The sequence below is a fragment of the Gilvirhabdus luticola genome, assembly GCF_040117515.1.
Taxonomy (GTDB): domain Bacteria; phylum Bacteroidota; class Bacteroidia; order Flavobacteriales; family Flavobacteriaceae; genus Gilvirhabdus; species Gilvirhabdus luticola.
In genome coordinates this window covers 23,212-40,151 of record NZ_JBEEEN010000007.1, presented here as the reverse complement: position 1 = coordinate 40,151, position 16,940 = coordinate 23,212, and the positions used below count along the sequence as shown (strand labels likewise).

General features: G+C 32.5%; 14 protein-coding genes. 8 read left to right on the top strand and 6 right to left on the bottom strand.

The window, feature by feature from the left end:
* The first annotated feature begins 25 nt into the window (after positions 1-25).
* The 3 genes from AAFP94_RS11755 to AAFP94_RS11745 are packed head-to-tail and all read left to right on the top strand — an operon-like array spanning position 26 to position 3,999.
* Positions 26-1,093: an acyltransferase family protein gene (locus AAFP94_RS11755; protein ID WP_316662932.1), complete on the top strand. Its 1,068-nt coding sequence runs from the start codon at positions 26-28 to the stop codon at positions 1,091-1,093.
* Positions 1,090-2,478 (top strand): phosphoglucosamine mutase, encoded by a 1,389-nt coding sequence (gene glmM, locus AAFP94_RS11750; RefSeq protein WP_316662931.1) that lies wholly within the window; start codon positions 1,090-1,092, stop codon positions 2,476-2,478. The genes AAFP94_RS11755 and glmM overlap by 4 nt, the downstream gene beginning before the upstream one ends.
* Before the next feature lie 18 nt (positions 2,479-2,496).
* Positions 2,497-3,999 carry an aminotransferase class V-fold PLP-dependent enzyme gene (locus tag AAFP94_RS11745; protein ID WP_316662930.1) on the top strand — a complete coding sequence of 501 codons (1,503 nt, stop codon included), beginning with the start codon at positions 2,497-2,499 and terminating at the stop codon, positions 3,997-3,999.
* A gap of 10 nt (positions 4,000-4,009) precedes the next feature.
* Here AAFP94_RS11745 and AAFP94_RS11740 read toward each other — a convergent pair whose 3' ends face one another.
* On the bottom strand, positions 4,010-4,891 hold the full coding sequence (locus AAFP94_RS11740; RefSeq protein WP_316663063.1) for a lysophospholipid acyltransferase family protein: 882 nt from the start codon (positions 4,889-4,891) through the stop codon (positions 4,010-4,012).
* 62 nt (positions 4,892-4,953) lie between these two features.
* Here AAFP94_RS11740 and AAFP94_RS11735 point away from each other — a divergent pair, with 62 nt between their 5' ends.
* Positions 4,954-5,598 carry a rhomboid family intramembrane serine protease gene (locus tag AAFP94_RS11735; protein WP_316662929.1) on the top strand — a complete coding sequence of 215 codons (645 nt, stop codon included), beginning with the start codon at positions 4,954-4,956 and terminating at the stop codon, positions 5,596-5,598.
* Between the two features lie 35 nt (positions 5,599-5,633).
* On the opposite strand, the gene AAFP94_RS11730 is transcribed toward AAFP94_RS11735, so the two are convergent.
* Entirely contained in the window at positions 5,634-6,752 is a 1,119-nt protein-coding gene (locus AAFP94_RS11730) for a TlpA disulfide reductase family protein (RefSeq protein ID WP_316662928.1), read from the bottom strand.
* 116 nt (positions 6,753-6,868) lie between these two features.
* On the opposite strand from AAFP94_RS11730, the gene mnmE reads away from it, so the two are divergent.
* The 4 genes from mnmE (at position 6,869) to AAFP94_RS11710 (ending at position 13,129) form a co-directional block, all read left to right on the top strand.
* Entirely contained in the window at positions 6,869-8,257 is a 1,389-nt protein-coding gene (gene mnmE, locus AAFP94_RS11725; protein ID WP_316662927.1) for a tRNA uridine-5-carboxymethylaminomethyl(34) synthesis GTPase MnmE, read from the top strand.
* Between the two features lie 205 nt (positions 8,258-8,462).
* Complete coding sequence (locus tag AAFP94_RS11720) at positions 8,463-9,317, top strand: mechanosensitive ion channel family protein (RefSeq protein WP_316662926.1); 855 nt, start codon at positions 8,463-8,465, stop codon at positions 9,315-9,317.
* Positions 9,318-9,837: 520 nt separating this feature from the next.
* The gene (locus AAFP94_RS11715; RefSeq protein ID WP_316662925.1) at positions 9,838-10,983 is read left to right on the top strand and encodes a N(5)-(carboxyethyl)ornithine synthase; all 1,146 of its coding nucleotides are present in this window, start codon (positions 9,838-9,840) and stop codon (positions 10,981-10,983) included.
* Positions 10,984-11,338: 355 nt separating this feature from the next.
* Positions 11,339-13,129 (top strand): coagulation factor 5/8 type domain-containing protein, encoded by a 1,791-nt coding sequence (locus AAFP94_RS11710; RefSeq protein WP_316662924.1) that lies wholly within the window; start codon positions 11,339-11,341, stop codon positions 13,127-13,129.
* A 329-nt stretch (positions 13,130-13,458) separates the two neighbouring features.
* On the opposite strand, the gene AAFP94_RS11705 is transcribed toward AAFP94_RS11710, so the two are convergent.
* The 4 genes from AAFP94_RS11705 to AAFP94_RS11690 form a co-directional block, all read right to left on the bottom strand.
* On the bottom strand, positions 13,459-13,938 hold the full coding sequence (locus tag AAFP94_RS11705; protein WP_316662923.1) for a cupin domain-containing protein: 480 nt from the start codon (positions 13,936-13,938) through the stop codon (positions 13,459-13,461).
* A gap of 220 nt (positions 13,939-14,158) precedes the next feature.
* Complete coding sequence (locus tag AAFP94_RS11700) at positions 14,159-14,566, bottom strand: putative quinol monooxygenase (protein ID WP_316662922.1); 408 nt, start codon at positions 14,564-14,566, stop codon at positions 14,159-14,161.
* A gap of 191 nt (positions 14,567-14,757) precedes the next feature.
* Positions 14,758-15,666: a carbon-nitrogen hydrolase family protein gene (locus tag AAFP94_RS11695; RefSeq protein WP_316662921.1), complete on the bottom strand. Its 909-nt coding sequence runs from the start codon at positions 15,664-15,666 to the stop codon at positions 14,758-14,760.
* A gap of 174 nt (positions 15,667-15,840) precedes the next feature.
* The gene (locus AAFP94_RS11690) at positions 15,841-16,485 is read right to left on the bottom strand and encodes a right-handed parallel beta-helix repeat-containing protein (RefSeq protein WP_316662920.1); all 645 of its coding nucleotides are present in this window, start codon (positions 16,483-16,485) and stop codon (positions 15,841-15,843) included.
* Positions 16,486-16,940: the final 455 nt, after the last annotated feature.

The following is a 16,940-nucleotide window of genomic DNA, read 5'->3' as shown; positions in this document are numbered from 1 at the left end:
ATTTTAGTATTCTAAAATCAATCTTTTGAATAGATTACCAAATTTAGATGCTCTTCGATTCTTTTTAGCATCTTTTGTCATTTTATTTCACATTCCTCTATTAAGTAAAAATCAAGGATTACCCTATTTTGATTCTTTAGAAATATTTCATAAAGGTATTCAAGCAGTTTATATGTTTTTTGTTTTAAGTGGATTTTTAATTATTAGATTAATATATAGAGCCAAAATTAATAATACATTCTCCATTAAACAGTTTTACATGAGGCGTGTTTTAAGAATACTTCCATTGTACTATCTTATTGTATTTTTCGGATTTCTTTTTTATCATTTAATCTTGCCTATTTTGAATATTCCTTTTGAAATAAATTATGATTTAAAAGAAGGACTTCTATTAACAATTTTCTTTTTACCCAATGTATTTTCAAAATTATATTCTCCTGGAGGAATACTTGAAATTTTATGGTCAATAGGTATTGAAGAACAGTTTTATTTGTTTATAGCACCATTATTGTTTTGTATTAAGAGAAAGTATATTCTTTTTTTTCTAACAATAATTGTGAGTTTGTACTTTGTTATTTTTCATTCCAGCACATTTAATGTCTTAAGAGAGTTTAGTTTTGTATATTTTTATCTTCTCTTTGGTGGAATAGTTTCTATTTTAGAGGAGGAAAGAAAATTGGAGTTTATAAAAAGAAAAGCTTTAAGTATCATTATTGTGACATTTGCAATAATTTATTTTATTACCGATTGGTTAGTTGTTGAGATCATATGGTTAAATAATTTTCTAACATGTATTTTATTTTCATTATTTATTTTGACCATAAGTTACAATAATTTTGGTGTAGAAATTAAGAGTAGATTCATTAAATATTTAGGGAATATCTCTTATGGAATATACATGTACCATGTCATTGCTTTAAATATTGTGGTCTTTCTATTTTTGAGTATTGAAAAGTTTGATTTTTTCGGAAATTTTATGACAGTTTTATTAATTAATATTTTAACATTTGCACTAACTATATTAATATCCCATGTTTCATATAAATATTTTGAACTGTATTTTTTGAAATTGAAAAATAAATTTAGAAAATGACTCTAATAAAATCTATATCTGGTATAAGAGGAACAATAGGTGGAAGGGTTGAGGATAATTTGACACCAATAGATATTGTGAAATTTGCTTCAGCTTATGGTACTTGGATAAAACAACAACGAAATAAGGAAGATTATAGAGTTGTTGTTGGAAGAGATGCAAGAATTTCAGGAATGATGGCACAAAATTTAGTGATGAATACTTTGGTTGGTTTAGGTATTCATGTTGTAGATTTAGGTTTATCAACTACGCCAACAGTAGAAGTTGCTGTAACATTAGAGCATGCAGATGGAGGCATTATTTTAACAGCTAGTCATAATCCAAAACAATGGAATGCGCTTAAATTATTGAATTCTAAAGGAGAGTTTTTGAATGCTTCGGAAGGTGAAAATATTTTAACCATAGCAGAAAGCAATACTATGGAATTTGCTTCTGTAGATCAGTTGGGTAAAATCACCAAAAACCAGGCTTACATCGACATTCATATTGATGAGGTACTTGCATTACCATTAGTAAATCAGAAAGCCATTAAAGAAGCTAATCTTAAAGTTGTTGTAGATGGAGTAAATTCCACTGGAGGTATTGCTATTCCTTTACTATTAGAACGATTGGGTGTTCATGCAGTAAAATTATATTGTGAACCTAATGGTCATTTTCCACACAATCCTGAACCTTTGAAAGAACATTTAACGGATTTGTCTAAAGCTGTTGTAAAAGAACATGCGGATTTGGGTATTGTAGTAGATCCAGATGTAGATAGATTGGCTTTTATAGATGAAAAAGGAGAGATGTTTGGTGAAGAATATACATTGGTCGCGTGTGCAGATTATGTATTAAGTAATACCAAAGGAAATACGGTAAGCAACATGAGTTCTACAAGAGCGTTGAGAGATGTTACTGAAAAATATGGTTGTTCCTATGAGGCCAGTGCTGTAGGAGAAGTGAATGTTGTTGAATTGATGAAAAAAAACAATGCCATAATTGGAGGTGAAGGTAATGGTGGTGTAATATATCCTGAATTACATTATGGTCGTGATGCCCTTGTTGGTGTAGCTTTATTTTTAAGCCTTTTAGTCGAAAAAAATATATCAGTAAGTCAATTGAGGAAAAGTTATCCTAGCTATTTCACAAGTAAAAATAAAATCGAATTGACGCCAAGTTTAGACGTTGATGCTGTTTTAAAAGCAATGGAAAATAAATATAGTGATGAAGACATTTCTACAATAGATGGTGTGAAAATAGATTTTGCAGAAAGTTGGGCACATTTGCGTAAAAGCAATACAGAACCTATTATCAGAATTTACACAGAAGCAAAATCACAGGAAGAAGCGGATATATTGGCAAATAAAATTATAGGACAAATTAAAGATATTGTCAAAATATAATTTAATAGAAGTCTAATCATGTTAACCTCAAAAGTTAAACAAACGGAAAAAACTAACCTTGAAAAATATTTTGAATTTTTCAGAAAGAATATTGTTGGAATAGACTTAAAGTTTCAATCGCCATTCGGAAACAAGAAAATTATTTACACAGATTGGACAGCTTCAGGAAGATTGTATAAACCTATTGAAGACAAAATTCTTAATGAATTTGGGCCGTATGTTGCAAATACGCACACAGAAACGACCGAATCAGGTACGGCAATGACTTTAGCCTATCATAAAGCTAAAAAAATAATAAAAGAGCATGTTAACTGTAATAAGGACGATGTACTAATTGTTTCTGGAACGGGCATGACAGGCGTGGTTAATAAGTTTCAACGCATCCTTGGGTTAAAGGTTCCTGAAAACATAAAACAATATGCTAATCTTCCTCCTGAAATAAAGCCTGTTGTTTTTATTTCACATATGGAACATCATTCTAACCAAACTTCTTGGTTAGAGACCATCGCTAAAGTAGAAATTATTCCACCAGGTGAAGAAGGCTTGTTCGATATTGAGAATTTAAAACCTTTATTGGAAAAGTATAAGGATTACCCTTTAAAAATTGCATCAATAACTGCTGGTTCAAATGTAACAGGAATAAAAACCCCATACCAGAAGGTTTCTAAATTGATGCATAATTATGGTGGCGTTTGTTTTGTAGATTTTGCATGCGCGGCACCTTATGTAAATATTGATATGCATCCAGCAGATGAAGATGCTTATTTAGATGCTATTTTCTTTTCACCCCATAAATTTTTAGGAGGACCAGGCTCGTCAGGTGTTTTGGTGTTTAATAAAAAATTGTATCACAATATGATACCAGATTGTCCTGGTGGAGGAACGGTAAGTTGGACGAACCCTTGGGGTGAACACAAATACATTGATAATATAGAAGATAGGGAAGATGGTGGTACTCCAGGTTTTTTGCAAACTATAAAGACAGCTTTGGCAATAAGATTGAAGGAGCAAATGGCTGTTGAAAAAATTCTAGCACGAGAAGAAGAATTGCTCGATATTATTTTTGATGAACTGGATAGTATAGAGAATATCAAGATTCTTGCACCAAAACATAGGGAACGTTTAGGTGTATTTTCATTTTATATAGAAGATTTGCATTTTAATTTAGGCGTTAAATTGTTGAATGATCGTTTTGGAATTCAAACCAGAGGAGGCTGTAGTTGTGCAGGGACTTATGGACATTACCTGTTGCATGTTGATCAGGACATGTCTAATGAATTGACCAAAGAAATTTCAATTGGGGATTTAATACGAAAACCAGGCTGGATAAGAATGTCTATTCATCCAACAACTACAACAGAAGAGATTTATTTTGTTTGCGAAAGTATTAAAGCATTGGCAAAGCACCATAAAGAATGGAGTCTAGATTATAATTATGATAAAACTACAAATGAGTTTAATCATAAATCATCAAACGGGAAATTAATGAATACTCAAGTTGAAGATTGGTTTGCTTTATAAATATCAGTAGTTATTTTAGAGCTTTATCTTTATGTTTCCAACGCTTATGTGTCCACAAATAATATTCTGGAGCATCATAAATTTGTTTTTCTACTAGTTTTAGAAAGATATCCGTTATTTTGTAATTTTTAAATTGATTAGGTTCTGTAGTTATTGTTTCAAAAGTAGCTTGATAAAATCCTCTTTTTAACCTTTTGACTTTAAAGAAAACAACTGCCATGTCTAACTTCTTCGCGATCATTTCCGCACCTGTATGTACCGGAACATTAATACCCATAAAGTTGCTCCAATGGTATGCTTTTGTAACTTTTGGAGACTGATCTGCAGCAAATCCATTAATGGTTAATTCACCTTTACGTTTAGATTCTACCAAAGTTGGAATAGCTTCTTTTGTGGTAATTAAATAACTATTGTATTTTGCTCTTATGCGCTTTACTAATCTATCAAAATAGGTATTAGCTAGACGCTTGTATATAGCATAACCTTTATGATTAATATAGGTTTGAAGTATAAAAATCCATTCCCAACTTCCATAATGTCCACCCATTAACACAATGCTTTTATTTTCTTTTTCAAGCTTATGAATTTCTTCAATATTAGAAAATGTGAATCTTTTTTTCATTTCACTTTCAGAAATAGTCATAGATTTTATGGCCTCTAAAATCATATCACATAAATGATGATAAAACACTTTCATGATTCTATTTATTTCTTCTTTTGATTTTTCTGGAAAAACAAGAATTAAATTCTCTTTAACCACTTTTTTTCGGTAGCCAAATACTCTATAAATCAGTACATAAAGGAAATCTGAAAAGGCATAAAGTAATCTAAACGGAAGTATAGAAATTAACCATAAAAAGGGATAAACTAAAATGTAAACAAGAAATTGCATCAATTAATATTAGTTTTGCATGGACAAATATATGTTATATTTGATTTAAACGTTTATACCTTATGGGCAAAATAGATTTAATTACAATTATTATCATTGGAGCCAATGTTCTTATTTCTTTAAAGGGCTTTAATGACTTTTCTTTTTTTGAAAAATACAAATTTAATGTTGGTGGATTGAGACGCGGAGAACAAATAAGATTGTTTAGTGCAGGCTTCTTGCATGTAGATATGATGCATTTGTTTTTTAATATGTTTACCTTATACTTTTTTGCAGGTGTAGTTATAGATTATTTAGGAGTCTTTGGGTTTACAGTTGTTTACGTAGGCAGTTTGCTTTTAGGGAATTTGCTATCTCTTTATTTTCATAATAACGAATACCATTATAGCGCTGTTGGAGCAAGTGGAGCTGTTATGGGAGTTTTGTATTCTGCTATTTTATTAGAACCTAATATGACCCTAATCTTATTTGTTATTCCAATGCCGGCATACATATTTGGAGTAGGTTATTTGCTGTATTCTATTTATGGAATGAAAAACCGATTGGGCAACATTGGTCATGATGCACATTTTGGAGGTGCAATTGGTGGTTATGCAGTTACTTTAATTTTGGCTTCGTGGCTTATTAGTGAACACACATTAATGGTTACTTTACTAGCAATACCAATCATACTCTTATTTGTTTTAAAAAAACTAGGAAAGATATAATAAAAAAAAGCCTTCAAAACAGAAGGCTTTTTTTATTAGTTAAGTAATTCGGCTATTTTATCGTGAAGTGCTTGACCTCTTAAATTTTTGGCTATAATCTTGCCCTCTTCATCCAATATAAAGGTAGCAGGAATTGAACTTATATTGTATGCTTTTGCAATAGGATCTTGAAAATATTTCAAATTTGAAACATGATGCCAAGTTAAATTATCATCTTCAATGGCCTGTAACCAAGATGCCTTTGGATCTTGCTGTCTTCCGTTACCATCTAAAGAAACACTAATAATGTTTAAACCTTTATCTTGGTATTTGTTATAAATGTTTACCAAATTGGGGTTTTCCATTCTACAAGGCCTGCACCATTCAGCCCAAAAATCCAATATTCTTATTTTGCCTTTTACGTCTTTTAACGATAACATTTCACCTTCTGGTGTTGGACCAGTAAAATCTGGTGCAATACTACCAATAGCTGTTGCCAAAGCTGAATCTAAAACTTCTGAAATATTTTTCCCTGCACGACCCTGTTTTAAATCTTCAGGAAAACTATCAAAAAGTTCTTTTAGCTCATTGGCGTTAATATCTTTTCCTCTTACCTTACGCTCCAGAATAAATAGTCCCATTAACGAAGAGTTGTTGTCTTTTATAAACTGTGTGTCAAATTCTTCACCTTTTTTTACTAATGCTTCATATTCTCCTTTTAAAGAATTCATCCAAGCTGTATCATTGGCTTTTTGGGCTTCTACATTTTCTTTTCTCAATTCCATAATTTCTTTACCAATGGAATTTACTTTTTTAGAGTATTCTTGCAACAGATCATTTTCTTTAGTGCCTTCAATTACAGAAGCATTAATACTGTCTTTATACATAGTCAGACTGATCTTGTCATTCTCAAGAATAAATGGAAAGTTATTTCTTATTTGATCTATAGATATAAAATAAACATCTGGAGTTTCAACCGTTCCGGTAAAAGTAAATGCATTGTTAAGTACAGTAGTAGTATCTATTGCAGTTAATTTGTTTTCATCAACAATATTTAATAATACTTGTCTTCCATCTTCAACACCTTCAAGTGATGCAGAAATTGTGTAATTTTTTTCTTTATTACATGATATCGCTAGTATAGCAAAACAGACTAAAATAATTTTCTTTAACATTATGAGATTGTTTTTATTCGGTTGCAAATATAAGAGTTATTATAAATAAAAGATGTGAAGAATTTGCTAAAGATTTTAAGGACAAAAAAGATTACACAATTTACTACATTTGCGTCATGACTCATGACGACACAATTATAGCTTTAGCTACGCCTTCTGGAGCAGGTGCTATTGCTGTTGTGAGAATATCTGGTAAAGATGCTATTCATATATGTTCACGTTCATTTAAATCTGTTAGTGGTAAAGATTTAAACAAACAGAAAACCCATACTATACATTTAGGACATATTATTGATAATGATAGAACTATAGATGAGGTTCTGGTATCTGTATTTAAAACTCCAAATTCTTATACTGGAGAGAATGTTGTAGAAGTATCATCTCATGGTTCACCTTATATTCAACAGGAAATCATTCAGTTATTTCTCCGAAATGGTTGCCGAATGGCTACTGCAGGCGAGTTTACATTACGTGCTTTTTTAAACGGAAAGTTAGATTTAAGCCAAGCTGAAGCTGTAGCCGATTTAATTTCGAGTGACAATGAAGCATCACACCAAATAGCCATGCAACAAATGCGTGGTGGATTTTCGTCAGAAATCGCAAAACTTCGTGAAGAACTTTTAAATTTTGCGTCTTTAATTGAATTGGAACTAGATTTTGCTGAAGAAGATGTTGAGTTTGCTGACAGAAAGGCGTTTAAAGATTTAATTGAAAGAATAAGCTTTGTCTTAAAACGTCTAATTGATTCGTTTGCAGTTGGTAATGTTATTAAAAATGGTATTCCAGTTGCGATTGTAGGCGAGCCTAATGTTGGTAAATCTACGTTGCTTAATGCTCTGTTGAATGAAGAACGTGCTATCGTTTCTGAAATTGCAGGAACGACTCGTGATACTATAGAAGATGAAATCTCTATAGGAGGCATTGGCTTTCGGTTTATAGATACTGCAGGTATTAGAGAAACCAAAGATGTTGTAGAAAGCATTGGCATTAAAAAAACCTTTGAAAAGATTGACCAGTCACAAGTCGTCATCTATTTGTTTGATGCTTCAAAAAGTATTGACCTTTTGGATGATGTTTTACTAGAAATAGGGAAGATTAAAAATAAATATCCTCAAAAACCATTATTCATTCTTTCTAACAAGATTGATCAATTGGATAATATGCAATTGAAAACTTTACAGGCCACTATTCCAGAGGTGAAATTGCTTTCTGCTAAAACAGGTATTGGAGTAGATGAGCTGACAGATTCACTACTTAATTTAATTAATACTGGAGCTTTACGTAATAACGAAACCATTGTCACCAATGCACGCCATTATGATGCTTTGCTTAAGGCTTTTGAAGAAATACAGAAAGTAAAGCATGGACTCGAATCTGGATTGTCTGGAGACTTATTGGCCATAGATATAAGACAAGCTTTATACCACTTTGGTGAGATTACAGGAGAAATAACAAATGATGATTTATTAGGCAACATCTTTGCCAACTTCTGTATCGGAAAGTAACCACCATTATTAAAAGAATAACGAAAACGTACTAAATCATTATCGAGCAATTAATTATACACGTTGTTATCTATAGTACTATTTTACAGGTGTCTCGTGTTAATTTTGTAAAAATAGTTGGAAATCGTAATAAAGATATATTATTTAAACTACCTTATAACAAAGCACTAAATCTGATAAATAGATTGGCTAATTATAAATTAAAATGGAAACATTAAATCAAATTTTAGAAACTGAAATCTTCACTTTAGGGACTTATACGCTAAAAATTTCTCAATTAGCTAGTATTTTAATCATCATAATCGTTACTAAAGGAATATTGTGGATTATTAAAAAAGCATTTTTTCATAAAAATATATTTAGTAAAATAGATGCTGGAAGTTCTTATGCCTTATTAAAATTTATTAAATATGTGGTTTGGATAATAGCCATTGCATTAGTACTAGAATCCATTGGTGTTAAGGTTACTTTATTATTGGCAGGTTCTGCCGCATTATTGGTTGGTATTGGTCTAGGACTGCAGCAAACGTTTAACGACGTAATTTCTGGCATCATCTTACTTTCAGAAAGATCTATTGAAGTAGGAGATGTGTTGGAAATTGATGGAGATGTTGTGATAATAGAAAGTATAGGTTTAAGGACTTCCAAAGCCATGAACAGAGATGATATTTCTATAATCATTCCAAATTCTTTGATAACCACAAGTAAGGTGATTAATTGGAGTCATCAATCTCATCAAACCCGTTTTAAAATTCATGTTGGTGTAGCTTATGGAAGTGATGTAGATGTTGTTATTAAAGTGTTAGAAGAAAGTACATTTGAACATTCCGAATTCCATGACAGAAAATTAATTGAGGCTCGATTGTTAGGATTTGGTGCTTCGTCATTAGATTTTCAACTTTTATTCTTTAGTGCAAATATTTTTAGAATAGGAAAAATAAAAAGTGATATTCGGAGGAGAATTAATAAAAATTTTATTGAAAATAATATTATAATTGCGTTTCCTCAAATGGATTTACATCTTAAGTCCAATTACAGTGATAAACCTCAACATAAATAGAATCATTAACTTAGAGAATCAGTGATTTTTTCTTTTGAGATTATTCTTTATTCTAAGTTTTCTTAAATTACACACAACGGTTTGTGTATGGCTAGTTGCGGAAAATCAGTTAAGATTTTCCGACGGATCGGTAAGTTAATTAATTCAAGTGAATTTCCTACGAGGAAATTCCGTAGTAATTAATTATACACGTTGTTGGCAATAGTTATTATTTTGGTATTTTAATTTTAAAGCATAATATTTCGGTTTAAGACGTTTCAAGATATTAGTTTGGTATTATCCTTATAATCATTTATTTCAAGGTATCTTTGACATGGTGTTATTTGTCTGTTGATATTAAATCTCTTTGTACTACTTCAGCGAATTCCATAGGCTTTTTACTTTAAGTCTTTATTTTGATTAATGAAACTCTAGTGACCAACTTAATGCCTGATTGCTAGTAAGTAACTATCTAATAGTAATTTTAATATTACGCTTTGCTCATGTCATTACTCTGCAATTCGTGTTAATTTAAAAATATATGACTTTTTTAAAGATGGGAGTAATTGGTACTTCAAAGAAAGAAGATGAAAGGCGAGTACCTATTCATCCAGAACATTTAAATAGACTTCCTGACTATATTCGAAGACAACTTATTTTTGAAGAAGGTTACGGAAACCCTTTCAATATAAAAGACGAAGATATCAGCGCCTTAACTGGAGGAATTGCTTCAAGAGGTGAAATTTTAGCAGACATAGGTTGTGCTATAATTGCCAAACCTATTTTATCAGATTTTAAAGAACTAAAAGAGGGTGGTATTATTTGGGGTTATCCGCATTGTGCTCAAAACACGCAAGTTACACAAATAGCTATAGATAAAAAATTAACTTTAGTTGCTTTTGAAGATATGTATGTGTGGACTCCTAGCGGACAAAAAGGAAGACATACATTTTATAAAAACAATGAAATGGCTGGATATAGTGCAGTTATACATGCATTGCAATTAAAGGGAATAGATGGTCATTATGGAAATCAGCGGAAGGTAATTATATTTAGTTTTGGTGCTGTAAGTAGAGGTGCTATTTACGCCTTAAAGGCACATGGTTTTAGAGATATCACAATTTGTATTCAAAGACCAGATCATGAAGTAAGGGAAGAAGTTCTAAATGTACATTATGTGCGAATTAAAAAAGGAAACGAGAACGAACCACGCTTAATTGTCGTTGAACACGATGGATCTGAACAATCATTATTAGATTTAATAAGTGAATCTGAAATCATAATTAATGGTACATATCAGGATACAGATGATCCAATTGATTATGTTAAAGAGGATGAAAAAACAAAGCTTAAACCTGGTTCACTAATTATAGATGTGAGTTGTGATGAAGGCATGGGTTTTTATTTTGCAAAACCTACCACTTTTAAAAACCCAATAATTTCTATAGATAATATTGATTACTATGCAGTAGATCATACACCAAGTTATTTTTGGGAAAGTGCTTCAAGATCTATTTCTGCTGCATTAATGGTACATGTACCATCCGTTATTTCTGGTCGGGAGAGTTGGAATGAAAATAAGACCATAAAAAATGCTATAAATGTTGATAAAGGTGTAATTGTAAAAGAACATATTCTACGATTTCAGAATCGCAACAAGAATTATCCACATAATGTGAAGGAATAACGAAACGATGTGCTTGGAAAAGAATTGTTGCGAATTTTAGGCTCTAACGTTTTGTGTATGGTTAGTTGCGTGATAAGCACTAGCCAAAGTAATTTATTATACACTGTGTTGTGCTTTTGTTATTTTTTTGTCATTGATAAATCGATATGATTTTCTTTCAGTGCAAATTCATATTCTGCATCTTTAGAGTGTGCTAAATCTGATATTATTTCAAGATAAGTTTTTTCGATTTAGACCTTTCCAACGGTCAATCCATGGTCTAAATTACCGTTGTTATTTAGGTGTATTTTAAATAAAAATTGGTTTTCTTGTTGCTTTATTTGTATAATTGAAATCAGATTTTATCTAATTTATCATGCATTCTATCTCCTTTTCTAGCTACCTTTTTATCGCTTTAGCTTCAATTTTGTCATTGAGTATTACTACATCATGCTCCAATTCAAAAAAAGATAATAATGAGCTAGATACATTTCAATACGCCTCTATATTCGGAAAAAACGTCCTCGTTTTTGACGATTCTATGGATCTGGATAGTATTAAGATGGTGCTTCAAGCGCTGCACGAGCAGCAGAAGTATAACGAATTTGGCTCTGAGCGATATGCACTTTTATTCAAACCAGGAACCTATAATTTAGATGTTACTGTTGATTATTATGTTCAGGCAATAGGTTTAGGAAGATATCCCGAAGATGTAACCATCAACGGAGCGGTACAATCTATCACTACGACCAGTAGTAATAATGTACCTAATAAGGTTACAACCATGTTTTGGCGGGGAGCGGAGAATTTCAAAGTTGTGCCACAAGATGGCAAAATGATGTACTGGGCGGTATCACAAGCGGCCCCATACCGACGAATGCATGTTGTTGGTGATATTAATTTTGATAAAGGCAGTTGGGCAAGTGGTGGAGTACTTGCAAATTCTATTGTTGAAGGTCGGGCAGGATTAACATCTGGACAACAGTGGATGACAAGAAATTCTAGAATAGGTTCGTGGGAAGGTGGAAACTGGAATAGAGTATTTATTGGTGTGGAAGGCGCGCCGAATGATCGATGGCCTGATCAACCAACAACAATAATTGATAAAACACCTGTAGTTCGCGAAAAACCGTTCCTAACTTATAATGAATCAGTAGGTTATTCGGTTTTTGTCCCTGTACTACGTAGGGAAAGTTCTGGTCCTTCCTGGGTGAATCGTGATGAGAAAGGTGAACTCATACCAATAACATCATTCCATATTGCCTATCCTGATAAAGATAACGCGAGTTCTATTAACCAAGCCCTGTCTGATGGCAAGCATATTCTCTTTACACCCGGGATCTACGAGATTAATGAAACGCTTACGATAACAAAACCCAATACCGTAATCCTGGGGCTTGGATTACCAACGCTCATTCCCCTATATGGAAAGGTTGCAATTGCCACCAATGATATTTCTGGAGTGAAACTAGCAGGTTTTATGGTCGATGCGGGACCAGAGCTATCACCAACACTTATTCAAATTGGGTCAGAAGATACTCAGGCTAATTATCCTGATAATCCCATCTCGCTACATGATATCTATTGCAGAGTTGGAGGTGCAGTAGTTGGTCAATCAAAAACAACGGTGACGATTAACAGTAATTATGTCATTGGCGATCATTTTTGGTTATGGAGAGCTGATCACGGTGTTGGAACGGGATGGAAGGATGGACAAAATAAACACGGACTTGTTGTGAATGGACATCATGTGACCATATATGGATTGTTTAATGAGCACTTTCAAGGGTATCAAACCCTTTGGAACGGAGAACACGGTCGTACTTATTTTTATCAATCTGAAATCCCCTATCACCCACCCAGCATTGAAGTATGGAATGATAACGGAAAGCCTGGCTATGCTTCTTATAAGGTGGCGAATAATGTTCAAAATCATGAAGCGTATGGCCTAGGTATTTATAGTTTTTTTAGTGGTGAGCCAACGGTATCAAATAATGTTAGACTAGAAAATGCCATGGAAGTACCGAACCATACAGGGATTGACATCAGACATATCTCAACATTCGCTGGACGAAACGGAGGCATCAATCATATAATTAATGGCTTGGGTGAATCAACTAATAGTGGTGAGCTAAAACATTATGATAGATTTCAAGGGGAGAATTAATACAATTTTTCCATTTTTCGGTCAGATCTATTTACCAATGAAGAATTGATACATTATTTCAATCTTTTAAAAGTTTTTGAATACAGCCTGGTCGCTTTGTCATTTTTATACATAATGTTTAGGATTACGTAGCCTTTATTCAGGACTGGTCAATATGATGCACAACGATTTTGTGGATAGTTAGTTGCGTGCTTCAGCAACTAATTTAGTAAATACAAGCCGAATAGAAAATCCGAAAGGATTTTCGTCAGTAGGCTAGAACCAGCAATAAATTATATATGTTGCTGTAAGCAGTTGCTTTATTAATGATATTGATTTTACAAACTATCTTATTCTTTTTTTGTAACAGGAACTGCATCAAAAGGGTCGACCATAGCGACAAATAAAACACAAGGGCCATTATCTAGACATTTTGCTTTATGTGGTTTTCCTGCAGGACCATAAGCATAAGAACCAGCTTTTAATAATATAGGTTTTTCTCCTTGGTATTGCACTTCCAAATCTCCTGAAATTAAAATCATACGTTCAGGTGAATTATGTGTATGATTCACAACTTCGGTATTAGGTTCTATTTTAAAGAAAAAATCTAAATTAGGTTTAGATATATCGCCATGAAGTATTGTAAAAGAACAATCTGGAAAGAAATCTGGAGCAGGTAACCATTTCAAATCTTTGTTATCAATAGTTGTGGCAATAGAAGATTCTTTGTCAGAGAGGCCATTGCTTTGAGCGTTCAAGCCAATTGCTAAAAAAACAAAGACAAGGGTAATTATGTTTCTTTTATACTCTTTAAGTTTTGTGTTTTTCATTGTTTTGATTTTTAAGGTATTAAGTTAAGTAAAATAATTTAAATCTTAAAATATATTAATCCGTCTATTATGGGTGCAATTACTTACAACGGTATTGTGTATGGCGTGTGCCAGCTAGCACGAACTACACTTTTATATAAAAATTTATTAGGCTGAAGTTAATGAATTTTTATATATGCATGCTGCCATGCATTATACGGGTTGTTGGCAGATGGCGTAATTACTTAAAGACATTTTTAACTTTCCAAAATGTGATTTCTGGTGGTCCAGCTAAGAAGTTTATAGAATTTTCCATGAACTCTTTCAAGTGAGAGGTATTCATATGCTCGTTATTATAATAGGACAGATCTTTCCATTCTTCATACAATAAAATACTTGTATTGTCCTTTGGATCGACATGAAGTTTTATTGAAACAAAATTGGGCTCTTCTTTTACATTTTCAAGTAGTTTAATAAATTCTGAAACGGCAAAAACGCCCTTTTTAGGTTGTGCTTTGAATTTCAGCAGAACAATTACGTTTTGATTTGATTTTAAGTCCGATTTCTTTTCAGATGGATACCATCCAATTAAAACTATCGTTGATATGGTTAGTAACAAAACTACCGCTAAACTTTTAATTGATTTCATATTAGGAATTTTGATTTTTAGTTTTATTATGATATAGGGCTTGCTGCCAACGTATTTGACTATGATTTCGGCGAGGATAATTCCCCAGGAATTGTCCGCAGAGAAATCAGGTTAAATATATCTTTATTTTTTCGGTTTATTATTAATGTCACGCTGAATTATAGCCATTGTTGTAGCTAGTTTTTATTTGTCTAATTTACATTGAAATTAAAAACATCAGGTCTTGAATAATGCCCTACGACATCAAACATTCGCTTTGCTCTAATAATGTCTTGAAGATTAATATCTGTATATAATATGCCTTCTTTCGCTTCTTGTGGTCCAGCAATGAATTTGCCGTTTGGAGCAATTATACAACTATTACCCACATTAATCCATTCTCTTCCTTCAGGGTAAAGTTTTTTAAACTCATACTGATTAGGAATATCATCCATTTTTAAAACCATACAAGTGCTAATTACAAACAAACCTCCCTCTCTTGCTATATGCTGCATAGATTGTATCCAGTTTGGGCTTTTGTCCCAAGTAGGAGATGCTAATATCTGAGTTCCAAATTCGTAGATTGCATTTCTTGCTAATGGCATAAAGTTTTCCCAGCAAATCAGCCCTGCTATTTTTCCAGCTGAAGTATCATAAGAACATAAAGTACTGCCATCTCCTTGAGACCATATAAGACGTTCTCCGCCTGTTGGTATTAACTTCCTATGTTTACCTAAAATTAAACCTTTGTCGTCTATAAAAAGCAGGCTATTAAATAAACTTGCACTACTGGTTTCAGTATTACGTTCATGCATACCGATAACAACATTAACCCCAGCTTTTTTAGCCGCTTCACAAAGCTTTTTAGTGGAATCATCAGTTATAGAAACAGCATTTTCAACAAGTTTTAAGTAAAGCTCATTTAAATCAGCTCCTTTACTGTTTGGAATAAGCCATACCCAGTCTGGGTAACCAGAAATAAAAGCCTCTGGAAAAACGATTAAGTTAGCGCCGTTTTTACCTGCCTTTAAAATCGCTTTACAAGCCTTTTCAACTGTTTTTTCTCTGTTTAAGAATACAGGTGAAAGTTGTGCAGCAGCTACTTTTATATTATTTGTCATCTCGTTCATTCTTTAATTAGCTAACGTTTATTATATGGCAAGTAGAGCAGTTTAAAGCGATAAACTTTAAGGTATGCACTGAGCCAAATCAACGATTTGGTGGTGTTGGTATATAGCACTGAACTTTTGTAAACCACCGAACGACCTATTTGCTATATACAGTGTTATAAATTTTCACTTAAAAATATTGTTAGACATTTTCAATCCTTCTTTATTTTGATTCGCATTTATTTTTTCATTAGGCGGCCAAGAAGTATCTAGATACGAAAAGTAAATATTTCCTTTTGTATTATTTTCAAAAACATTTCCTTTTATTTCAATTTGAGGACCTTGGTATATGATTCCGTATTGGCTGTTTTTATGAATGAAATTATTAGACACTATTAAGTTTTTTGAATTATAAGATGCAATCCCAACTATGCCACTACCATTTAGATCACATTTTTCAATTAAAATATTAGCCCCACCTTCAATATGAATAACATTTCCAGTGCAACCAGTCGGGCCTTCTGGTTCTATGTGAGTTGCTTTAAAATTCATTAAAGTTATATTGTTACTATTTTCAATATATATAACGTCCTCTGCCATATTCCGCATAATGAGAGTAGCGCCATTTCCATCTATAGTAATGTTTTCTTTTCCCAAAATATTTATAGGATAATCTAGTTCATAAGTTTTTTTATCTAATTTAAGATTGCTTCCTGATTCAATATTGTTAGATAATATTGAATCTATTGTGTTGATTTTTATAATATTTCTCGAAGAATTACAAGAAATAATAAGTATTGAAGAGAAAATAATTAATGATATTCTTTTCATAGTTTGATTATTTATAACGACCTGCTAAACGCAGTTCTGCTTTGCGAACGAAAAGATAATAAATTTAAGCAACAATGATTTGTGAAAATGACGGATATTGGTATTTGGGTCCCAAATCATTGTTTACCGACAAGGTAGCGCAGCTACCGTTAGTTGATAAATTTATTAGATTGGGAGTTCAAGAAGCAGATCCAAATTGCTTTTAGCTACTGTTATGGCTCGTTAAGGACTTGAGTTCGTCACCTGAAGCTGTGGTTTGTATATAAGCTTTAAACAATTTGGTTTAGCAGGTCGTTAGAGTACATTTCACTTGTGGGGCGGGAGTGGGAAGCACGTAGCAACACAAGTCAGCTTCAGCTGAATGTGCTCTAACGTCTTGGCTATATGCCATTTTAATGGCATATAGCCTGTGTTATCGGTATATTTTTTCAGTTTCCTTCATTTTCTAAAATACC